The organism is Pseudomonas paraeruginosa (assembly GCF_003025345.2).
GTDB lineage: Bacteria > Pseudomonadota > Gammaproteobacteria > Pseudomonadales > Pseudomonadaceae > Pseudomonas > Pseudomonas paraeruginosa.
Genome location: NZ_CP020560.1, coordinates 1317445 through 1338494 on the forward strand (window position 1 = coordinate 1317445; position 21050 = coordinate 1338494).

At 67.1% G+C, this 21050-nt stretch carries 16 protein-coding genes and 1 pseudogene; 14 read left to right on the forward strand and 3 right to left on the reverse strand.

The window, feature by feature from the left end; translation table 11 throughout:
- Window positions 1–62: 62 nt before the first annotated feature.
- On the reverse strand, window positions 63–1292 hold the full coding sequence (locus tag B7D75_RS06420) for a CaiB/BaiF CoA transferase family protein (RefSeq protein WP_023443085.1): 1230 nt from the start codon (window positions 1290–1292) through the stop codon (window positions 63–65).
- A 299-nt stretch (window positions 1293–1591) separates the two neighbouring features.
- Between B7D75_RS06420 and bacA the strand changes: the two genes are divergently transcribed.
- From bacA to B7D75_RS06475, 11 genes and pseudogenes are all read left to right on the forward strand, one after another.
- Window positions 1592–2212, forward strand: coding sequence for a biofilm formation regulator BacA (gene bacA / locus B7D75_RS06425; RefSeq protein ID WP_012074617.1), 621 nt, complete (start codon window positions 1592–1594; stop codon window positions 2210–2212).
- Between the two features lie 14 nt (window positions 2213–2226).
- Entirely contained in the window at window positions 2227–2922 is a 696-nt protein-coding gene (locus B7D75_RS06430) for a PspA/IM30 family protein (RefSeq protein WP_012074618.1), read from the forward strand.
- A gap of 55 nt (window positions 2923–2977) precedes the next feature.
- Window positions 2978–3619, forward strand: a complete 642-nt coding sequence (locus tag B7D75_RS06435; RefSeq protein WP_003149990.1) for a hypothetical protein — start codon at window positions 2978–2980, stop codon at window positions 3617–3619.
- A 35-nt stretch (window positions 3620–3654) separates the two neighbouring features.
- Entirely contained in the window at window positions 3655–5721 is a 2067-nt protein-coding gene (locus B7D75_RS06440) for a flotillin family protein (RefSeq protein WP_034081120.1), read from the forward strand.
- A gap of 149 nt (window positions 5722–5870) precedes the next feature.
- On the forward strand, window positions 5871–11111 hold the full coding sequence (locus tag B7D75_RS06445) for a DNA repair ATPase (RefSeq protein ID WP_107113852.1): 5241 nt from the start codon (window positions 5871–5873) through the stop codon (window positions 11109–11111).
- A gap of 16 nt (window positions 11112–11127) precedes the next feature.
- Window positions 11128–11819: pseudogene (locus B7D75_RS06450) on the forward strand (phospholipase D-like domain-containing protein).
- A 105-nt stretch (window positions 11820–11924) separates the two neighbouring features.
- Entirely contained in the window at window positions 11925–12464 is a 540-nt protein-coding gene (locus B7D75_RS06455) for a YaeQ family protein (protein WP_034081117.1), read from the forward strand.
- Window positions 12465–12504: 40 nt separating this feature from the next.
- Window positions 12505–14220 (forward strand): single-stranded-DNA-specific exonuclease RecJ, encoded by a 1716-nt coding sequence (gene recJ, locus B7D75_RS06460; protein ID WP_053813480.1) that lies wholly within the window; start codon window positions 12505–12507, stop codon window positions 14218–14220.
- A 285-nt stretch (window positions 14221–14505) separates the two neighbouring features.
- Complete coding sequence (gene lasB, locus B7D75_RS06465) at window positions 14506–16002, forward strand: M4 family elastase LasB (RefSeq protein ID WP_003157919.1); 1497 nt, start codon at window positions 14506–14508, stop codon at window positions 16000–16002.
- Between the two features lie 159 nt (window positions 16003–16161).
- Window positions 16162–17268 (forward strand): NADH:flavin oxidoreductase/NADH oxidase, encoded by a 1107-nt coding sequence (locus tag B7D75_RS06470; RefSeq protein ID WP_012074627.1) that lies wholly within the window; start codon window positions 16162–16164, stop codon window positions 17266–17268.
- 187 nt (window positions 17269–17455) lie between these two features.
- Entirely contained in the window at window positions 17456–17806 is a 351-nt protein-coding gene (locus B7D75_RS06475; protein WP_012074628.1) for a hypothetical protein, read from the forward strand.
- A gap of 16 nt (window positions 17807–17822) precedes the next feature.
- Here the strand turns inward: B7D75_RS06475 and B7D75_RS06480 are convergent, their stop codons facing one another.
- Entirely contained in the window at window positions 17823–18464 is a 642-nt protein-coding gene (locus tag B7D75_RS06480) for a TetR/AcrR family transcriptional regulator (protein WP_003157921.1), read from the reverse strand.
- 202 nt (window positions 18465–18666) lie between these two features.
- Here B7D75_RS06480 and B7D75_RS06485 point away from each other — a divergent pair, with 202 nt between their 5' ends.
- The 3 genes from B7D75_RS06485 (at window position 18667) to B7D75_RS06490 (ending at window position 20639) form a co-directional block, all read left to right on the forward strand.
- On the forward strand, window positions 18667–19092 hold the full coding sequence (locus B7D75_RS06485) for a hypothetical protein (protein WP_003157922.1): 426 nt from the start codon (window positions 18667–18669) through the stop codon (window positions 19090–19092).
- A gap of 7 nt (window positions 19093–19099) precedes the next feature.
- Entirely contained in the window at window positions 19100–19261 is a 162-nt protein-coding gene (locus B7D75_RS29525) for a hypothetical protein (RefSeq protein ID WP_003157923.1), read from the forward strand.
- Window positions 19262–19412: 151 nt separating this feature from the next.
- Window positions 19413–20639 carry an MFS transporter gene (locus B7D75_RS06490; RefSeq protein WP_107113853.1) on the forward strand — a complete coding sequence of 409 codons (1227 nt, stop codon included), beginning with the start codon at window positions 19413–19415 and terminating at the stop codon, window positions 20637–20639.
- Window positions 20640–20688: 49 nt separating this feature from the next.
- On the opposite strand, the gene B7D75_RS06495 is transcribed toward B7D75_RS06490, so the two are convergent.
- A complete protein-coding gene (locus B7D75_RS06495) occupies window positions 20689–21030 on the reverse strand; it encodes an FKBP-type peptidyl-prolyl cis-trans isomerase (protein WP_012074632.1) in 342 nt (113 codons plus the stop codon).
- Window positions 21031–21050: the final 20 nt, after the last annotated feature.

The following is a 21050-nucleotide window of genomic DNA, read 5'->3' on the forward strand; positions in this document are numbered from 1 at the left end:
CTGGATGGACAGGTGGGGGAGAGGCGCCTGCCGCTGGGCACCGGTAGGGGCTCGCGTATCGTTCAGATAGCGCCTTCCCGGCGCAGGGCGGCGATGCGCTCGGTGTCGTAGCCCAGGCCGGCGAGCAGGGCATCGGTATGCTCGCCCAGTTCCGGCCCTACCCAATCCGCCGAGCCTGGCGTGGCAGACAGCTTGGGTACGATGCCAGGTATGCGGAACGGCTTGCCATCCGGCAAGCGTGCCGAGAGGAACATCTCGCGAGCGAGGAATTGCGGATCGCTGAACATGTCTTCGGCGGAGTAGATTCGGCTGGCCGGCACTTCGGCCCGCGCCAGCACCGCCAGTACCTCGTCCAGTGGCAGCGAGGCGACCCAGCGATCGATCACCCCGTAGAGTTCGTCGCGGCGCGCGTCGCGGCCATCGTTGCTCGCCAGTTGCGGATCTTCGGCCAGGTCGTCGCGGCCGATGGCCTGCATGAAGCGGCGGAAGATCGCGTCGCCGTTGGCGCCGATCTGCACATGGCGGCCGTCGGCGCTGGTATGGATGGAGGAGGGCGTGATGCCGGGCATGATGTTGCCGGTGCGCTCGCGGATGAAGCCGAACACGTCGAACTCCGGGACCATGCTTTCCATCATGGCGAAGATCGCCTCGTAGAGCGCGACGTCGACCACCTGTCCCTGACCGCCGTTGACCTCCCGGTGGCGCAGGGCCATCAGCGCGCCGATGACGCCCCAGAGGGCGGCGATCGAGTCGCCGATGGAGATTCCGGTGCGCACTGGCGGGCGATCCTCGAAGCCGGTGATGTAGCGCAGCCCGCCCATCGACTCGCCGACCGCGCCGAAGCCTGGCTGGTCCTTGTAGGGCCCGGTCTGGCCGAAGCCCGACAGGCGCACCATCACCAGGCGCGGGTTCAGCGCGTGGAGGACGTCCCAGCCCAGGCCGAGTTTCTCCAGCACGCCGGGGCGGAAGTTCTCGATCAGGATGTCGGCCTCGCCGAGCAGGCGCTTGAGGATCGCCAGACCTTCGGCGTGCTTGAGATTGAGGGTCAGCGACTGCTTGTTGCGTGCCTGGACGAACCACCACAGCGAGGTGCCTTCGTAGAGCTTGCGCCATTTGCGCAGCGGGTCGCCGCCATCGGGCGATTCGATCTTGATCACCTCGGCGCCGAACTCGGCGCAGATTCGCGAGGCGAAGGGACCGGCGATCAGGGTGCCGAGCTCGACCACCTTCAGGCCGGCCAGCGGTTTGCGCGAATGTTCCATGGAGTGTCCGTCGGGCTGCTGTGTGCGCATAGCCTAGAGCATTTCCCGAAGGGCTGGGCAGGCGTCCCGGTGAAGGTGAGACGTTTCCCATTTTTCCTTCATGCGCTCGGCGGTCCTTCAATTCTTTTTGCATAGAGGGTTTAATGCAGGCGTCGATACAGGATGTAGCGCGCCAACAGTGAGCCAGGGAGGCCCCCATGTCGTTCCGTTCCCCCTTTCCCCTTCAGTTCTCCGACGCTCCGGCAGGTCCGGGGCGTGGTCGTGCGCGTGTTCGAATTTCTTACATGTGAGCTATTGAAGTCTTACATGTAATTTCGTAGTGTGAATCCATGGAACGGAAATCGTCAGCCCATTATCAGCGTGTCTTTCGCCAGCGCCTGCGCGAGCAGGGCCTGGTGAAGAAGGAAGTCTGGATCTTGCCGGAGAACGCCGTGGCGCTCGCCGGCATCGAGCGGATGCTGCGTCGCCCCGCTGCCGGAGCGGCTCATTTGGAGAAGGAGAAAGACATGACGGAAGCCCGGGTATGGAACGCTCGCTCGCTGGCCGAGGCCCTGAGCGGCACCGAGCTGTTCAGCAGCGGCGAGGCCCAGATCGAGCTGATCGAGGGGGCGGAGGCGAGCCTCTACGTGATCATGCGCGAATACGGCGACCTGCCGGTGTTCGTCGCCCCGCAGGGCGAGCAGATCATCGTCGAGGCGCTGCTCTGGCCGGAAAGCGACGTTACCGATGCGGCCGCCTTCAATGAAGAGGTCCTGCTCAGCCGGCAACTGTTCCCGCTGTCGAGCATCGGCCTGCTCAACCTGCCGGGCGAGGAGCGCTGCTACAGCATGTTCGGCGCGTTGAGCACGACTTCGTCGCTGGCCAGCGTGCTGCACGAGATCGAAACCCTGGCCGGCAACGTGATCCGCGCCACGGAAGTCTACGCCGGCTACCTGAAAGCCCGGGCCTGAGGGAGGACACCATCATGACGGTATGGAGCAAGCTGCTGAGCGCACTGCGCGGCGGAGCCAACGAAGTCGGCGAGGCGATCGTCGACAGCCAGGCGCTGCGCATCCTCGACCAGGAAATCCGCGACGCCGATGTCGAGCTGCGCAAGTCGCGGGAGGCGTTGGCCTCGATCATGGCCCGCCACCGCCTGGCCCAGGAGCGGGTTGAGAAGGCCGCGGCCCAGGTCGCCGAATACGAGCAGTACGCGCTCAAGGCACTCGAGGCCGGCAACGAGGAACTGGCCCGCGAAGTGGCGGAGAAGATCGCCACCCTGGAGAGCCAGCTCGAAGGGGAGCGCGCCCAGGTCGCCGAATTCGCCGCCAGCGTGGCGCAGTTGCGCAAGGCGGTGACCCAGGCCGAGGGCAACATCCGCCAGCTCAAGCAGCAGGTGGATACGGTCAAGGCCACCGAAAGCGTGCAGAAGGCACAGATGGCCGTGGCCCAGCGCTACGGCAACTCGAAGAGCAAGCTGCAGACCGCGGTGGACTCCCTGGAACGCATCAAGCAGCGCCAGGCCGAGCGCGCCGCGACCATGGACGCCGCTGCCGAGCTGGCCAGCGCGGCGGCGCCGGACGATGCGCTGGACGCCAAGCTGCGCGCGGCCGGGATCAAGGCTTCGGGCAACAGCGTGGATGGCGTGCTGGCGCGCCTGAAGGAAAAGGGCAAGGCCTGAGCGGCCGTCGGCCCGGCGAAGGCGTCCGGGCCTGTTTTTCAGGGATAGAGCGACAATGGAAGGTTTCCTGCAGACGGCGCTGTCGTTCCCGACCGTGCTGTTCAGCTTTCTTCTGATCCTCGCGATCATCTACTGGGGCATCGTCGCCCTGGGCATGGTCGAGATCGACGTGCTCGATCTCGACGCCGAATCGGTCGTCGATGGCGCCGGCCAGGCCGAAGGCCTCGCCGCGCTGCTGGCGAAGCTGAAACTCAACGGCGTACCGGTCACCCTGGTGCTGACCCTGCTGTCCTTCTTCGCCTGGTTCCTCTGCTACTTCGTCCAGCTGTGGCTGCTCAGCGCATTGCCGCTCGGCTGGCTGCGCTACCCGTTGGGTGCCGTGGTGGCGGTGGGCGCGCTGTTCCTGGCGGCGCCGCTGGCCGCCACGCTGTGCCGGCCGTTGCGGCCGCTGTTCCGCAAGCTGGAAAGCACCAGCAGCAAGACGGTTCTGGGGCAGGTCGCGGTGGTGCGCAGCGGGCGGGTGACCCTGCAACATGGCGAGGCGTTGCTGGAAGACGGTGGCGCCGGGCTGATCCTGAAAGTCCGTGCGGAAGAGAACAAAGGCTTCAAGCGCGGCGATCGCGTCGTGCTGCTGGAGTACCTGGAGGCGGAGCACGCCTACCGGGTCGTTACCGAGGAAGAGTTCCGCGGTATCTGACCCGGGCTCGGTGAGAATCAAGGAGAACTGCTGCTATGGATATGACGTCGCTGATGCCCCTCCTGCTGGGAGTAGGCCTGGTCGTTCTGCTGGTCGTGGGCCTGCTGGCCCTGTTCAAGGCCTTCTACATCAAGGTCCCGCAAGGCACCGCGCTGATCGTCAACGACATGTCGTCGACGCCCAAGGTGCATTTCACCGGTGCGCTGGTCTATCCGGTGATCCACCTCAAGGAGTTCATGCGCATCTCGCTGATCACCCTGGAGGTGGACCGGCGCGGCAAGGACGGACTGATCTGCCGCGACAACATGCGCGCGGACATCACCGTGGCCTTCTACCTGCGGGTCAACGAGACCCAGGACGACGTGCTCAAGGTGGCCAAGGCCATCGGCGTCGACCGTGCTTCCGACCGTTCGGCGGTGAACGAGCTGTTCAACGCCAAGTTCTCCGAGGCGCTGAAGACCGTCGGCAAGCAATTCGACTTCGTCCAGCTGTTCGAGAATCGCCAGGACTTCCGCGACCGCATCATCGAGGTGATCGGCAACGACCTGAACGGCTATGTCCTGGAAGACGTCGCCATCGACTACCTGGAGCAGACCGCGAAGAACTCGCTGGACCCGAGCAACATCCTCGATGCCGAGGGTATCCGCAAGATCACCGAGCTGACCGCCACCCAGAACGTCATCACCAACGAACTGGAGCGCAACGAAGAGCTGGCGATCAAGAAGAAGAACGTCGAGACCCGCGAGGCGGCCCTGGCCCTGGAGCGCCAGCAGGCGGACGCCGAGGCCCGGCAGAAGCGCGAGATCGAGACCATCCGCGCCCGCGAGGAAGCGGAAACCGCGCGGGTCAAGGAAGAGGAGCGGCTGAAGGCCGAACAGGCGCGGATCCAGGCGCAGCAGGAAATCGACGTGCGCACCGAGAATCACCAGCGCGAGGTCGAGGTGGCGCAGCAGAACCGTCAGCGCGCGGTGGTCATCGAGGTGGAGAAGGTCACACGCGCCAAGGACCTGGAGATCGTCGCCCGCGAGCGTGAGGTCGAGCTGCAGAAGATCGAGAAGGAAAAGGCGCTGGAAGAGCAGCGCAAGAACATCGCCAATGTGATTCGCGAGCGCGTCGCGGTAGAGAAGACCGTGGCCCAGGAAGAGGAGCGGATCAAGGAAGTCCGCGAGGTCTCCGAGGCCGAGCGGGTCAAGCAGGTGATTCTGCTGCAGGCCCAGGCGGAGGCCGAGCAGGAACTGGTGCGCCAGGTCAAGCAGGCTGAGGCAGACGAAGTGCGTTCCCGGCACAAGGCGGTGGAAATCAACACCATGGCCCAGGCCGAGCTGGAGGCCGCGTCGAAGCAGGCCGAGGCGAAGAAGCGCCTGGCCGAGGGGATCGAGGCCGAGCGCGCGGCGCCGGGGCTGGCCGATGCGCGGGTGCTGGAAGTCACCGCCGCGGCGAAGGAAAAGGACGGCCTGGCGGCGGCGCGGGTACGCGCCGAACAGCTGGTCGCCGAAGCCCGCGGCGACGAGGAGCGCGGCCTGGCCGACGCCCGGGTGCTCGAGGCGCAGGCGGCGGCCAAGGAGAAGGACGGCCTGGCTGAAGCCAAGGTGCTGGCCGAGAAGCTCGGCGCCCAGGCGCGTGGCGAGGAACAGCTCGGCGCGGCCAAGGCCAAGGCGACCAAGGACCAGGGCAGCGCGGAAGCGGAGATCCTGCTGCAGCGCCTGAATGCCGAGGCCGAGGGCCTGGCGAAGAAGTTCGGCGCACTGGATGCTCTCAGCGACAGCGCCCGCCAGCACGAAGAGTTCCGCATGCAGCTGGAGAAGAGCTTCGAGGAAGCCATGGCGGCCATTGCCGCGAACAAGGACATCGCCAAGGAACAGGCCGAGGTGCTCGCCACCGCGCTGGGCAAGGCGAACATCGAGATCGTCGGCGGCGAGGGCGACTTCTTCAATTCCTTCGCCAAGTCGCTGTCGGTGGGCAAGGCCATCGAGGGCGTGGTCGGCAAGAGTCCGGTGGTGCAGGACGTTCTCGCCCGCCTGCTCAACGGTCGCGGCGCGCCCTCGGTCTCCGTTCCGGAGCGCAAGAGCGGCCACGAAAGCGAGCCGGCGGCGGAAGTCTGAATTGCCGCCCAGCCTCCGCCCTATGCGGCGGAGGCGCTTTGCCCACGCCCTGAACGGCGCCGGCCCGGGCGTCGCCCGCCGGCTGCGCCCGGCACCGGGCGCCCGGGCCGTGTTCCCTCGATGACCGCCGCAGACCCAGGAAGACCAGGATGTCGGACACTCAAGCCGCAACCCCCGCACAGGACATATTGGACAAGGCCGTCGCCGAGGGCGGCGCCTACGAGGTGCTGCACAAGCGCCTGCTGGAGCAGGGGCAGCGCCTGCGGCAGACCGCCGAACGGCTGAACGCCAGTCGCCTGGAGGAGTTCGGCGACAGCCAGATGGACGTGATCGGCCGGGTCCGTATCCGTACCGAGAACAACTGCATCGCCCGCGACATCGTCCAGGTCGGCGACTGCCTGCTGTTCGGCTACAACGTGTTCATCGGCCTGCGCAAGGAAACCGGCGTGGCCGACGTGTTCTCCCTCTATCGCCTGGTGGAGGGCAGCGAGGGCTACGAGGCCGAGCCGGTGCCGCTGGAGGGCAGCTTTCTCGCCGCGCCGGGCTTCGTCAACGATTTCAACGAGCTCTACACCTATTACAAGAACACCCGCCTGCTGCAACTGGCGATCCGCGACGGCAAGCTGCTGGCGAGCTTCCAGATCGGCGAGCGGATCACCGACATCCGCGTGTTCCGCTGGTCGATCTCCAGCGACGGCAGCGAAGTCCGCTACATCGACAACCGCGGCGAGCGCGACATCGCCCTGCCGGCACCGTTCGACTTCGAATGGCAGCGGGCGACCCGCGAGATGGTGGTGGAGGGGCGCTTCCCGCACCTGAACATCCTCGACACCCTGTTCGTCGAGACCATCGGCGGCGACCTGACCATCAAGGTCGAGAACAACACCGAGGTCGGCCTGGGCATCTATCGCGAAGAGGTGATGGACAAGACCCAGTCGCTGGATGACGCGCAGGTCGAGTTCGCCCGCCTCGGCAGCCTGCTGCTGCTCAAGGTCCTGCCCTATCGCGAAGAGCAGTGGCGCTACCTGGTGTTCAACAGCCTGACCGGCAAGGTCGAGCGCATCGACGCCATCGGCCTGGCCTGCATCCAGTTGCCGGAGGACCACGGGATCATCTTCCCCGGCGGCTACTACCTGCAGAACGGCGAGTACCGTACCTTCGAGCAGTCCATGGAGGGCATGCGCTTCAAGCGCTCGGTGCGTTCGCCCAACGGCGAGGACGTGCAGTACATCTTCTATCACCCCGAGCAGGGGCGGAACGTGCTGCTCACCTACAACCTGATCAACCGCCAGTTGCAGAACCCTCTGTTCGGCCACGGCTACGCGCGCCTGGAAGACGGGCGCATGGTGATCTTCGCCGCCGAAGGCGAGGAGCCGACCCGCATCCATCCGATGCAGGTCTGGCAGACGCCGTTCTGCAGCGAGGAGTACGCGGCCCGCCAACCGGCGCGCAGCGGCTTCCTCGGGCGGATCGGCAACGCCGAGCTGGTGCGCGGCGTCTCCGACCTCTACGACCTGTGCCGGGAGATCGAGACCCCCGCGGTTTCGCTCCAGCGTTACTCGCTGCTGTGCCAGAACACCCGGCGCCTGTTCGACGTCTACCACTGGCTCGGCAGCGACCAGCTGGACGGATTGGCGCCGCTGTTGCGCGAAGTGGCGGCGACCGCCGAACTGGTGCTCGACGAATACGAGAAGGTCGAAAGCATCCGCCGCCAGTCGGCCCAGGCGATGGTCGACGCGGAGGAGCGGCACAAGGCCTTGTTGTCCGGACTGCTGCCGGACGGCTGGGACCGGGTGCAGCAGTTCGTCGACGGACTCAACGGCATCACCGCCCAGCGCGGCTTGCTGCTGACCATCCGCGAGTACCGCTACATCGACGTGGCGCGACTCGACGCCATGGAGGCCGAGCTGCTTGCGGCCCACGAGCGGGTGGCCGCTGCCACCGCGACCTTCCTCGCCAGCGAACAGGCCCTGCAGCCGCTGCTGGAGCGCCTGCAGGCCCTCGACGGCGAGGCGCAGAAGGCCGAGACCGTGGCCCAGCTCGGCGAGCCGCTGGCGGCGCTGGAGGCGATGGCCGGCGACCTCGACATGCTGTCCTCGCTGATGGCTTCGCTGCGCATCGACGACGCTACCCAGCGGACCCGGATCATCGAGTCGATCTCGGAGATCTACGCCCGCCTGAACCAGGCCAAGGCGCGCGCCGAGCAGCGGCGCAAGGGGCTCGGTTCGAGCGAGACCGTGGCCCAGTTCGGCGCCCGGTTCAAACTCTTCGGCCAGGGCATCACCAACGCCCTGGCCCAGGCTCAGGACCCCGAGCGCTGCGACGAGCAACTGTCGCGCCTGCTGGTGCAACTGGAGGAACTGGAAAGCCAGTTCGGCGACCACGAGCAGTTCCTCGGCGACATCCTGGCCAAGCGCGAGGAACTGCTGGAAACCTTCGAGGCGCACAAGCAGACCCTGCTCGACGAGCGCCAGCGCAAGGCCCAGGGCCTGCTCGACGCCGCCCGGCGAATCCTCGACAGCCTGCAACGACGTACCGCGCGCTTCACCGAGGCGGTCGAGCTGAATGCGTTCTTCGCCGCCGACCCGCTGATCCTCAAGCTGCGCGAACTGGCCGAACGCCTTCGCGAATTGAAGGACAGCGTCAAGGCCGACGACGTCGAGGCACGCCTGAAGGCCGCCCGCGACCAGGCGGTGCGCGCCCTGCGCGACAAGAGCGAACTGTTCGAGGAGGGCGGCGACGTCATCCGCCTCGGTCCGCGCCATCGCTTCAGTGTGAATACCCAGGAACTCGACCTGACCCTGATGCCGCGCGGCGACGCGCTGTACCTGCACCTGACCGGCACCGACTTCCTCGAACCGCTGCAGGACGCCCGTCTCGACGAGCTGCGCGGGTTCTGGCAGGTCAACCTGGAGTCCGAGTCGGAGACGCTGTACCGCGCCGAATATCTCGCCGGCGAAGTGCTCGCCGCCGCCGACGCGGGACGTGATGGCTTCAGTCTGGAGCGCCTGCAGGCGCTGCTGGCGCAGCCGGACGAGCTGGCACGGGCGATCCGCGATTTCGCCGCGCCGCGCTACAAGGAGGGCTACGAGAAAGGCATTCACGATCATGATGCGGCGGCGATCCTGGTGCGCCTGCTGCCGTTGCGCGAGAGCGCCGGACTGCTGCGTTACGCGCCCTCGGCGCGGGCCTTCGCCAGCCTGTTCTGGAGCCGCCAGCGCGAGGGACGGGAGATCGCCGGCTGGCCCGAGCGGGCACGCGGCAGCCGCAGCATCCAGCAGATGTTCGGCCGCGACGACGGCCTGCTCGCCCTTCGCGGCGAAGTGGCCGCGGCGATGCGCACGCTGCTCGCCGAACAACCCATCGCGCTGGACCCGCAGCATATCGACGAGGCGGCCGAGTACCTGGTCTGGGAGTTGTCCGCCGAGCGTCCCGAGTTCACCTTCAGCAAATATGCCCGGCAACTGCAGGAAGGACTCAAGCTGCGCCTGCAAGGCGCGCGTCTGTGGGACGACTACCAGCAGACCCTGGAGCGCCTCGGCGAGCGGCCCGCGGCCCAGTGGGAACTGGCCGGCAACTGGCTGCGCGGGCTCTGCGGAGACGCCGAGTTCCAGCCATTGGCGGCCTACCTGGACGAGGCGGTGGCGCTCTCGTTGCTGGACGAGGAGATGCCACGACGGATCACCGAGGTCGACCTGCGCTTCCAGGTCGACGGCCTGATGGGCGAGCATCCGCGCATCGTCGAGCGCGGCCTGGCGCTGGCGGTGGACGATTTCTTCGGCCGCCTGCGCCGCCATCGCCAGCAGTTCCTGCCGGGGCTGCGGCGCTACCAGGCGCTGCGCCAGGAAATCGTCGAACGCGAGCGCGAGGCGCTGCGCCTGGCCGAGTTCAAGCCGCGTCCGCTGTCCTCGTTCGTTCGCAACAAGCTGATCAACGACGTCTACCTGGGTGTCATCGGCGACAACCTGGCCAAGCAGATGGGCACGGTAGGCGAGAACAAGCGCACCGACCTGATGGGCCTGCTGATGCTGATCTCGCCGCCCGGCTACGGCAAGACCACGCTGATGGAGTACGTGGCGCACCGCCTGGGCCTGATCTTCATGAAGATCAACGGCCCGGCGCTGGGCCACGAGGTGCGCTCGCTGGATCCCGGCCAGGCGCCGGACGCGACTTCGCGGCAGGAGCTGGAGAAGCTCAACCTGGCGCTGGAAATGGGCAACAACGTGATGCTCTACGTCGATGACATCCAGCACACCCATCCGGAGTTCCTGCAGAAATTCATTTCCCTCTGCGACGGCACGCGCCGGGTGGAAGGGGTATGGAAGGGACGGACCAGGACCTACGACATGCGCGGGCGGAAATTCTGCGTGGTGATGGCGGGCAATCCCTACACCGAGTCCGGCGAGGTCTTCCGTATTCCCGACATGCTCGCCAACCGCGCCGACATCTACAATCTCGGCGACACCCTCAGCGGCATGCAGGAGGCGTTCTCCCTCAGCTACATCGAGAACGCCCTGACCTCCAACCCGGTTCTCGCGCCGCTGGCCACCCGCGACATGGCCGACGTCTATCGCTTCGTCGCCAAGGCCGAGGGCAAGCCGTTCTCCAGCAACGAGCTGGCCCACGGCTACAGCGGTGCCGAGATCAACGAGATCAGCAGCACCCTGCAACGCCTCATGCAGGTGCGCGACGTGGTGCTCAAGGTCAACCAGCAGTACATCGCCAGCGCCGCCCAGGCCGACCAGTACCGCAGCGAGCCGCCGTTCAAGCTGCAGGGCAGCTACCGCAACATGAACAAGATGGCGGAGAAGATCTCCGCGGTGATGAACGACGCCGAGCTGCTGCAACTGATCGCCGACCACTACCAGGGCGAGTCGCAACTGCTGACCACCGGCGCCGAGGAAAACCTGCTGAAGCTCGCCGAGTTGCGCGGCAACCAGACTCCCGCGCAGGCCGAGCGCTGGGCGCAGATCAAGCGCGACTTCCTGCGCAACAAGGCCATGGGCGGCAGCGACGCCGATGTCGGCGGACGCCTGGTGGCGCAGCTCAACGACCTGGTGGAGAGCGTGCGCGGCCTGGCCCGTGAACCCCAGCCGGTACAAGCGGCGCCCTGGGACGAGTTGCTGGCGGGGCTGCGCCAGCTCGGCCAGGGCGCGCCGGCGTTGAACGTCGAGGTCACGGCGCCGGCGCAGCCGGGCGTCCAGCAGGTGCTGGAGAGTCTCGCCGAATGCTTGCAGGACAGCTTCCTGCCGCTGATCAAGGTGATGGACCGCAAGATCGACGTCGACCTGCGCACCCATAGCCGTATCAACGAAATATCCAGCCGCCTCGACGAACTGGGCCGGCTGCTGGGCGGCGAGCAGCGACCGCTGGAGAACGATCAACCCTGAGATGCGAGGAGCGGAAATGGACTTCGACGGATTGGACCGCCAACTGCGTGACAGCCTGGCGGACCTGAAGCTGAGCAATGAGGAACGTGACGAACTGCGCCAGTTGGGCAGCGAGCTGGCGCCCGACCAGGTGCGTTTCCTGCGTAACCGCGCCTTCGACCTGGTGCGCGAGTTGGTTCTCGTCGAGGAGCGGGACGAGCGCATGGCCGCCCTGAAATGGCTGGAGCAGGTGGTGCGCACCCTGGAGGTCACCGCGGCGGCGCCGCGCAGCCGCGCCAGCGCCCACTTCAGCCCCGGCGAGGAGTGTCGGCGGAAGATCCGCGAGCTGTGCCGCCAGGCCCGGCAAAGCCTGGATATCTGCGTGTTCACCATTTCCGACGACCAACTCAGCGCGGAAATCCTCGCCTGCCACCAGCGCGGCGTGCCGGTGCGGATCGTCAGCGACGACGACAAGCGGTTCGACGAGGGCAGCGATATCCATGCGCTGCGCGAGGCCGGCGTACCGGTGCGGATCGACGACAGTCCCTTCCACATGCACCACAAGTTCGCTCTGGTGGACGGCGCCTGGCTGCTCAACGGCAGCTTCAACTGGACCCGCAGCGCCAGCGTCAACAACGAGGAGAACCTGCTGGTGACCGACGACGCCGTGCTGATCGGCGCCTATCGGCGCGAGTTCGAGGAACTCTGGGGCGCTACGCGCCGCGTTGATCGGCAAGGATGGGAAAAGGCCGGGCAGGCGGTCGGCCGGCGGGCCGCACGCCGCCGGGTTTCGGGTTAGACTTGCGCCCTTTCGCTTCCCACGCCGGTATTCCCATGGCCCTGCAATCCACTCCCTACAAAGCCGATATCTCCCTGACCGACCTGGACCGCGGGGTCTACGAGACGTTGCGCCTGACCGTCGCCCGCCACCCCTCCGAGACCGAGGAGCGCCTGGCGGTACGCCTGCTGGCCTATGTGCTGTGGTATGGCGAGCAGATCGCCTTCGGGCGCGGCCTGTCGGACGTGGACGAGCCGGCGCTCTGGGAAAAGAGCCTGGACGGCCGGGTCCTGCACTGGATCGAGGTCGGCCAGCCGGACGCCGAGCGCATCACCTGGTGCTCGCGCCGCTGCGAGCGTTTCAGCCTGCTCGCCTACGGCAACCTGCGGGTCTGGCAGACCAAGGTGCTGGACAGCGTACGCAGCCTGAAGAACCTCAACGTCGCGGCAGTGCCCCAGGAAGCCCTGGAGAACCTCTCCCGCGACCTGCCACGCTCGATCAACTGGACCGTGATGATCAGCGAGGGCACGATCTTCGTCACCGACGAGAACGGCCAGCACGAACTGCAGCTGGAGTGGCTGCAGGGCGAGCGTTGAGCGCCGCCGCTTCCTTCCGTCGAATCGAACGAGTGATCTGATGCGCATCGAACCCCGTCCCCTGCCCGAAACCCTGCCCGATCTCGGCGACCTGCCGCCGTTGCTGGCGCGCCTGTACGCGGCGCGTGGCGTGCGTTGCGCCGAGGAGCTGGACAAGGGCCTGGCGCGGCTGATTCCCTACCAGCGGCTGAAAGGCATCGAGGAGGGCGTGGCGCTGCTGGTGGAGGCCCTGGAGGGCGGCCAGCGGATTCTCATCGTCGGCGACTTCGACGCCGACGGCGCCACCGCCAGCAGCGTCGGCGTGCTGGCCCTGCGCATGCTCGGCGCGAGCTGGGTCGACTACCTGGTGCCGAATCGTTTCGAGTATGGCTATGGCCTGACCCCGGAGATCGTCGGGGTGGCCCTGGAGAAGCGTCCCGACCTGCTGGTGACGGTCGACAACGGCATCTCCAGCGTCGACGGCGTGCAGGCGGCGAAGGCTGCCGGCCTCAAGGTGCTGGTCACCGATCACCACCTGCCCGGCCCGGAACTGCCGGCGGCGGATGCGATCATCAACCCCAACCAGCCGGGCTGCGAGTTTCCCAGCAAGGCGATGGCGGGGGTCGGGGTGATCTTCTACGTGATGCTGGCGTTGCGCGCGCGCCTGCGCGAACTGGGCTGGTTCGATCGGCGTGGCCTGAAGGAGCCGAACCTGGCCGAGCTGCTCGACCTGGTGGCGCTGGGCAGCGTCGCCGACGTGGTGCCGCTGGACGCCAACAACCGCATCCTGGTCCACCAGGGCCTCGCGCGGATCCGCGCCGGCCGTGCCCGGCCCGGGCTGCGCGCGCTGCTGGAGGTCGCCGGACGGCCGCCGGCGCGGATCACCTCCACCGACCTGGGCTTCATCCTCGGCCCGCGGCTGAACGCGGCGGGGCGTCTCGACGACATGTCCCTCGGCATCGAGTGCCTGCTCTGCGAGGACGAGGCGCTGGCCCGCGACATGGCGGTACAGCTCGACCAGTTGAACCAGGACCGCAAGGCCATCGAGCAGGGCATGCAGCGCGAAGCGCTGGCGCAGCTCAAGGACCTGAGCCTGGAACAGCTGCCCTTCGGCCTGTGCCTGTTCGACGCCGACTGGCACCAGGGCGTGATCGGGATCCTCGCCTCACGCCTGAAGGAGCGTTACCACCGGCCGACCATCGCCTTCGCCGATGCCGGCGACGGTAGCCTGAAGGGCTCCGCGCGCTCGATTCCCGGCTTCCATATCCGTGACGCGCTGGACGCGGTGGCGGCCCGCCATCCGGGGCTGATCAGCAAGTTCGGTGGCCACGCCATGGCCGCCGGGCTGTCGTTGCCGCGGGAGAACTTCGGTGCCTTTTCCGCAGCCTTCGATGCCGAGGTGCGTCGCCAGCTGGCCGAGGAAGACCTGGCCGGGCGCCTGCTCTCCGATGGCCAGTTGAGCATCCAGGAGTTCCACCTGGAACTGGCCCGCGCGTTGCGCCAGGCCGGGCCCTGGGGCCAGCACTTTCCCGAGCCGATGTTCCACGGGGTGTTCCAGCTGGTCCAGCAGCGCATCGTCGGCGAGCGCCATCTGAAGCTGGCGCTGAAGAGCGAGTGCGGCTCGCTGCAACTGGACGGCATCGCCTTCAACGTCGACCGCGAGCAATGGCCGAATCCCACCGTGCGCTGGGCCGAGCTGGCCTATCGGCTCGACGTCAACGAGTTCCGTGGCCAGGAAAGCGTGCAGCTGATGGTCGTCCACCTGGCGCCCCGCTGAAGGCCTGGGGCGGCAGCTGGCCAGCCTAGCTGCTGCTTGCTTTTCTGCTAGCTATTCCCGCGAAAACATACAGATTTGCGGCGAAATCAAGGTCACCTGCCAGTTCTGGCAGGTTTGGCCGCGGGTTCTTTTTGGTACACGAAAGCACCGTCGAACGGGACCGAGCCAGGGGAGTGCAGTTCCTTCCACCCGAAGGACTGATACGGCTGTTCCGATCAGCCCACAAGGCGGCGGTAAGCGTCGGCCGAGTACTTCGGCCTGAAAAAACCAGGAGAACTGAACAAGATGAAGAAGGTTTCCACGCTTGACCTGTTGTTCGTTGCGATCATGGGTGTTTCGCCGGCCGCTTTCGCCGCCGACCTGATCGACGTGTCCAAACTCCCCGACAAGACTGCCCAGGGCGCGCCCGCGCCGGCCACCTTGCAAGCCGCGGTCGGCGCCGGTGGGGCGGATGAGCTGAAGGCTGTACGCAGCACCACCCTGCCCAGCGGCAAGCGGGTCACCCGCTACGAACAGTTCCACAATGGCGTGCGGGTGGTCGGCGAGGCCATCACCGAAGTCAAGTCGCCAGGCAAGAGCGTGGCGGCGCAGCGCAGCGGCCATTTCGTCGCCAACATCGCCGCCGACCTGCCAGGCAACACCACCCCGGCGGTCTCCGCCGAGCAGGTGCTGGCCCAGGCCAAGAGCCTCAAGGCCCAGGGCCGCAAGACCGAGAACGAGAAGGTCGAACTGGTGATCCGCCTGGGCGAGAACAACCTCGCGCAACTGGTCTACAACGTTTCCTACCTGATTCCCGGCGAGGGGCTGTCGCGCCCGCACTTCGTCATCGACGCCAAGACCGGCGAGGTGCTCGAGCAGTGGGAGGGCCTGGCCCACGCCCAGGCCGGCGGACCCGGCGGCAACCAGAAGATCGGCAAGTACAACTACGGCACCGACTACGGTCCGCTGATCGTCAACGACCGCTGCGAGATGGACGATGGCAACGTCATCACCGTCGACATGAACAGCAGCACCGACGACAGCAAGTCCACGCCGTTCCGCTTCGCCTGCCCGACCAATACCTACAAGCAGATCAATGGCGCCTACTCGCCGCTGAACGACGCGCATTTCTTCGGCGGTGTGGTGTTCAAGCTGTACAAGGACTGGTTCGGCGCCAGCCCGCTGACCCACAAGCTGTACATGAAGGTGCACTACGGGCGCAGTGTGGAGAACGCTTACTGGGACGGTACGGCGATGCTGTTCGGCGACGGCGCTACCATGTTCTATCCGCTGGTGTCGCTGGACGTGGCGGCCCACGAGGTCAGCCACGGCTTCACCGAGCAGAACTCCGGCCTGGTCTACCGTGGCCAGTCCGGCGGGATGAACGAGGCGTTCTCCGACATGGCCGGCGAGGCGGCCGAATTCTACATGCGCGGCAAGAACGACTTCCTGATCGGCTACGACATCAAGAAGGGCAGCGGTGCGCTGCGCTACATGGACCAGCCCAGCCGTGACGGGCGTTCCATCGACAACGCCGGGCAGTACTACAACGGTATCGACGTGCACCATTCCAGCGGCGTGTACAACCGCGCCTTCTACCTGCTGGCCAACTCGCCGGGCTGGGATACCCGCAAGGCCTTCGAAGTGTTCGTCGACGCCAACCGCTACTACTGGACCGCGACCAGCACCTTCAACAGCGGCGCCTGCGGGGTGATCCGCTCGGCACAGAACCGCAACTACCCGGCGGCTGACGTCACTCGTGCCTTCAGCACCGTCGGCGTGACCTGTCCGAGCGCGCTCTAAGCGCCCGCGCCGCCCGTCGGCATGCCTCGCGGCGTGCTGGCGGGCGTCCCGCGCCGAGCTTTCCTGCCTGCTGTATGTCGCTTTGCGCGCTGACCTGCGCGATCCCGGTCTAGAGTTCAGAAGTGAGCCTCCATTCCAAGACCGACCGGGAGCCCTGCCATGAGCCTGCTGTTCGAGCCTCTCACCCTCCGTCAGATCACCCTGCCCAACCGTATCGCCGTCTCTCCCATGTGCCAGTATTCGGCACAGGAAGGCCTGGCCAACGACTGGCATCTGGTGCACCTGGGCAGCCGCGCCGTGGGTGGTGCCGGCCTGGTGATCGTCGAGGCCACCGCGGTGCTGCCCGAGGGGCGCATCACCGCCGACGACCTCGGGATCTGGAGCGACGCGCATGTCGAGCCGTTGCACCGCATCACCCGCTTCATCGAGTCCCAGGGCGCCGTCGCCGGGGTCCAGCTGGCCCATGCCGGGCGCAAGGCTAGTACCTGGCGGCCCTGGCTGGGCAAGCACGGCAGCGTGCCGATCGCTGACGGCGGCTGGGTACCGGTGGCGCCCTCGGCGATCCCGTTCGACCCCCAGCACGCGACCCCCGAGGCCTTGAGCGAGGCGCAGATCGAGGCGCTGGTGCAGGCCTTCGTGCGCGCCGCCGAGCGTTCCCTGGCGGCTGGCTTCAAGGTCGCCGAGGTGCATGCGGCGCACGGCTACCTGTTGCACCAGTTCCTCTCGCCGCTGTCCAACCAGCGCCGCGATCAGTACGGCGGCTGCTTCGAGAACCGCATCCGTCTGCTCCTGCAGGTCGCCGCGGCGGTGCGCAAGGCCTGGCCGGAGGCGTTGCCGCTGTTCGTCCGGCTCTCGGCCACCGACTGGGTGGAGGATGGCTGGAATCCCGATGAGACCGTGGAGCTGGCCCGGCGCCTGAAGGAGCTGGGCGTGGACCTGATCGACGTGTCCTCCGGCGGCACCGCGGCGAACGCGGAAATCCCGGTGGGACCGGGCTACCAGACCGAGTTCGCCGAGCGGGTGAGGAAGGAAGCCGGCATCGCCAGCGGCACGGTGGGCATGATCACCGAGCCGGTGCAGGCCGAGCACATCCTGCGCACCGGCCAGGCCGACCTGATCCTGCTGGCCCGCGAGCTGCTGCGTGACCCGTACTGGCCGCTGCATGCCGCCGACGAACTGCGCAACGAGCAGATGCCCTGGCCGCCGCAATACCTGCGTGCCGCCCATCGCAGCACGCCGCCGCGCAAATCCCTGGAAATGCAGTGAGCCGTCGGGCCGTCGGCGCGGCGAGGCGCCGGCGGCCTACCTGATGGAAACCTTTGTCGCCCTGGGCGGTCTGCCTGGAATCAGGAAATCAACCTGAGCGTTTCGCGGGTGATATTGCGTAATGGCAATATGATGTTATTCTCCCGCGACGTTCGCTCCGGACCGCACTTCGAGAAAGGATGCTCGCATGCACGCTACCGCCGGTTCCTCCCACGCTTCCCTGCCTGACAGCGATGTCGCCCTGCTGGCCAACATACTGGTCCTGGCGACGCGCAACATGAACAACATGACGACCATGCTGGCGCACCTTTCGGTGGAACTCAGCCAGAGCGAGGAACCACGCCTGCAGCGGGTCGGCCACCGGGTCCTGAACGAACTCTCGGAACTGGGCGCCGCCCTGGAAACCCAGTGGGACCTGATCGGTGTCCTGTCGCGTTTCTCGCCCCTGCTCGAACGCACGCTGCCGCGCCAGGAGCCGCTGGTCACCGAGATCCACCTCACCGAGTTGCCGGCCCAGGCGTCATCGCCACCGGCCTGACCGCCGGACGCTTCGCTCAGCCCGCGGCGGGCCTGCGCGCCCCGTGCTCCAGGTAGCAGGCGATGATGTCCACCGAGAGCGCCAGGCGGGTTTCCAGCAGCGCCATCGTCGGCTGGAAGTCGGCCACGCTGAGGGCCTTGAGGAACAGGTCGGCCTTGAGCATCTCGAGAAACTGGCACGCCACCGCATACAGGGTTTCCTCGGCCACCTCGCCGGCCACCGCGGCCAGGCGCCCGGTCAACAGCAGGTAGCTCTGCTGCGGCCCCTGTTCGTAGAAAGTCTTGCCGATCGCGGGAAAACGCGGGGACTCCGCCACCACCAGGCGATACAGGCTCTGGCAGCGCGGGTCGAGCAGGCTGGTGAGGAAACGCCGGCCGAAATGCTCGAGGGTGGCGCGCACCGTGGCGGCGGGGCGGGGCTGGTCGGCGCTGTCGTCGAAGATTTCCTCGATCATGTGGGCGATCACCGCGGCGAACAGTCCTTCCTTGCCGCCGAACGAGCTGTACAGGGTTCCCCGCGAGCCGCCGGCTCGTTCTATCACCATGTCCAGCGTGGTGCCTTCGAAGCCGTGTTCGAGAAACGCCTGGGTGGCGGCGTCGAGCATGGCGCGGCGGCGTTGCCGGCCGCGTTCGGTCAGGCGGGGGGAAGCTTCGTTCATGGGCGGTATCGGGCCTCGCGGGGTGGCGTGCGGGAGGTGCGCATGGTGGGGCGTAGGGACCGCCCGTTCAAGTCTCCCGGCAATTTGCTGAGAACGTTTCTCGTCATGGTTGACGCTGGTCATTTCAGAACTGTATCGTACAGTACTGTTTTGGCAAGTCCTTTCGCCCCCAACCTTGCTTCCACCGCAGGAGTCCGCCCCCATGAATGCCGCCATTCAAAGCCTGTTGGATATCGATGCCTTCCCCCTGGTCCAGGTCCGCGACATGCCGCGCGACCTGCCGGCAGTCGAGCGCTGGCTGGAGGAGGTCGAGGCGGTGCTTGCCGTCGAGCGCGACTTCGCCCTGGTCTATCCACCGTTCCCCGCAGGGGAGGGGGAAGGCGATCAGCGCGCGCGCAAACGCCTGGTCCTGTGGCTCAAGGAAAACCGCCAGCGTTTCGTCGAGCACTGCCGGGGCATCCTGCTCAGCGCCAACGGCCAACCGGACAATCTCGCCGACCTGCAACAGCTGGCCCCGGTGCTACAGGCGGTCTATGGTCCGCCGGTGAGCGTGGCGCCGGACCTCGCGTCCGCCCGCGGCATGGCGAAGGCTCTGCTGAGCGAAGCGGCGAAGGGAATGAACTGGTGAGGTCGGCATGCGCTTGAACACTCCACACAGCAAGCCGGCGCGGGAGGATGGCGACGCCACCACCAGCGCCGTTCCGCGTCCCGCCGCCGGTCGGCGGGGCTGTACCGAGCGCCTGCGCCGCATGGCCCGGCGCAATGCCTGGGACCTGTACGCCGAGCACTTCTACTGATCCATCTTGGCGGGCCCGCCACTGGTTCGCTCCAGGGAACGCACCGTTCGATTCCTAGGGGCTTTACCTCAAGTTAAGTTGAGCTATCAGAATCCGGGCAACGCGTCTGGCGATCGTGCCGGGCGTCACTCCCTGCCCGGAGGCAACGACGATGGATAGCCCGTCCACTCCCGCACGTCCGCGTACCCAGGCCATGGCGGTCGCCAATCTGATCTTCGCCGGTATCGCCGCGGCTTTGCATGTCGGCAAGGCGTCCATCGCCCTGCCGTCGCTGCAGCAGGACTTCGGCGGCGATCTCGCCGCGCTCGGCTGGATCATGTCTGCCTTTCCCTTCGTCGGCGTGTTCGGTGGCATCGCCGCCGGCATCCTCGTGCGCCGCTGGGGCGATCGCCGGCTGCTTGCCATCGGCCTGGCGATCCTGGGGGGCGCCAGCCTGCTCGGCGCGTCGATGACAGACTTCGCCTGGCTGCTCGGTACCCGTTTCGTCGAGGGTCTGGGGTTTCTCATCGTGGTGGTGGCGGCTCCCGCCGTGCTCCACCGGATCACCGCCGAGTCGCGGCGTAGCCTGGTGTTCGGCCTGTGGAGCACCTTCATGGCGGGCGGGATCGCCCTTTCGATGCTGATCGGGCCGCTGCTCGCCGACTGGCGCGCGGACTGGCTGGCGAGCGCGTTGCCGGTGCTGCTCGCCGCGGCGCTGCTGTTCGTCACGGTGCCCGCCGCGGCTGGCGGGACGGCGGGCGGCCAGCGAGGCGGGCTGGGCGTGCTGCTGCGAAATCCCGCCATCAGCCTGCTGGCGCTGAGTTTCAGCGTCTACAACCTGCAGTTCTTCGCCCTGATGACTTTCCTTCCGGTGTTCCTCATGCAGCGCCTGGGAGTTCCCCTGGAAACCGCCGGGCTCGTCGGGGCGGCCATCGTCGCGGCGAACGCCCTCGGCAATCTCGCGGCGGGCGTCGTCCTGTCCCGCGGGGTCCGTCCCGGAGTCTTGCTGGCGCTGACCGCCGTCCTGATGGGCGTCACTGGGGCGGCCTTCTTCCATGCCGCCACTCCGGCATCGCTGGCGGTCGGGCTGGGCTTCGTCTTCTCGGCGGTCGCCGGCATGCTTCCCACCACGACCCTGGCCAGCGCCCCGCTGGCATCGCCCACGCCCGCGCTGACGCCACTGGCCATCGGCTGGGTGATGCAGGGCAACTACCTGGGACAGGTGGTCGGCCCGCTGCTGATCGGCCTGATCGTCAGCCGCTTCGACTGGTCGGGGGCGATAGGACTGATGCTGGGGGCGGGGGTGGCGGGTGCCGCCCTGGGGGTCTGCCTGCTGCGTACGCTGGGCAATCTGCCAACGGTCGCTTCCACGGATTTCGCGGCTCGTCCCTCGGGCTAGAAGAGACCCTTGCCTCGTGGAGGGTCGAAGGTCGGCGTCGACGTCCGGCTCAGTCGTCGCGGGTCAGTACTTCCAGCAATTCGATCTCGAACAGCAGGTCGGAGTGCGGCTTGATGTGCGCACCGACCTGCCGCTCGCCATAGGCCAGGTGGGCGGGGACGAACAGCCGGCGCTTGCCGCCGACCCTCATGCCCATCAGGCCCTGGTCCCAGCCCTTGATCACCCTGCCGGTGCCGATCACGCACTGGAACGGCCGGCCGCGCTGGTAGGAGGAGTCGAACACCGTGCCATCCTCCAGGGTGCCCTGGTACTGGGTGGTGATCAGGGCGCCCTTGACCACCTCCTTGCCATCGCCCAGCCGGAGGTCTTCGATCCGCAGTTCGTCGTTCATGGGGCTCTCTGCGCCGCTTG

Bases quoted from the DNA above. Each gene is read 5' to 3' on its own strand.
- B7D75_RS06455 (WP_034081117.1), top strand. From the start codon at position 11,925: ATGGCCCTGCAATCCACTCCCTACAAAGCCGATATCTCCCTGACCGAC.
- B7D75_RS06485 (WP_003157922.1), top strand. From the start codon at position 18,667: ATGAATGCCGCCATTCAAAGCCTGTTGGATATCGATGCCTTCCCCCTG.
- B7D75_RS06420 (WP_023443085.1), bottom strand. From the start codon at position 1,292: ATGCGCACACAGCAGCCCGACGGACACTCCATGGAACATTCGCGCAAA.
- lasB (WP_003157919.1), top strand. From the start codon at position 14,506: ATGAAGAAGGTTTCCACGCTTGACCTGTTGTTCGTTGCGATCATGGGT.
- B7D75_RS06440 (WP_034081120.1), top strand. From the start codon at position 3,655: ATGGATATGACGTCGCTGATGCCCCTCCTGCTGGGAGTAGGCCTGGTC.
- recJ (WP_053813480.1), top strand. From the start codon at position 12,505: ATGCGCATCGAACCCCGTCCCCTGCCCGAAACCCTGCCCGATCTCGGC.
- B7D75_RS06435 (WP_003149990.1), top strand. From the start codon at position 2,978: ATGGAAGGTTTCCTGCAGACGGCGCTGTCGTTCCCGACCGTGCTGTTC.
- B7D75_RS06480 (WP_003157921.1), bottom strand. From the start codon at position 18,464: ATGAACGAAGCTTCCCCCCGCCTGACCGAACGCGGCCGGCAACGCCGC.
- B7D75_RS06490 (WP_107113853.1), top strand. From the start codon at position 19,413: ATGGATAGCCCGTCCACTCCCGCACGTCCGCGTACCCAGGCCATGGCG.
- B7D75_RS06470 (WP_012074627.1), top strand. From the start codon at position 16,162: ATGAGCCTGCTGTTCGAGCCTCTCACCCTCCGTCAGATCACCCTGCCC.
- B7D75_RS29525 (WP_003157923.1), top strand. From the start codon at position 19,100: ATGCGCTTGAACACTCCACACAGCAAGCCGGCGCGGGAGGATGGCGAC.
- B7D75_RS06445 (WP_107113852.1), top strand. From the start codon at position 5,871: ATGTCGGACACTCAAGCCGCAACCCCCGCACAGGACATATTGGACAAG.
- B7D75_RS06430 (WP_012074618.1), top strand. From the start codon at position 2,227: ATGACGGTATGGAGCAAGCTGCTGAGCGCACTGCGCGGCGGAGCCAAC.
- B7D75_RS06495 (WP_012074632.1), bottom strand. From the start codon at position 21,030: ATGAACGACGAACTGCGGATCGAAGACCTCCGGCTGGGCGATGGCAAG.
- bacA (WP_012074617.1), top strand. From the start codon at position 1,592: ATGGAACGGAAATCGTCAGCCCATTATCAGCGTGTCTTTCGCCAGCGC.
- B7D75_RS06475 (WP_012074628.1), top strand. From the start codon at position 17,456: ATGCACGCTACCGCCGGTTCCTCCCACGCTTCCCTGCCTGACAGCGAT.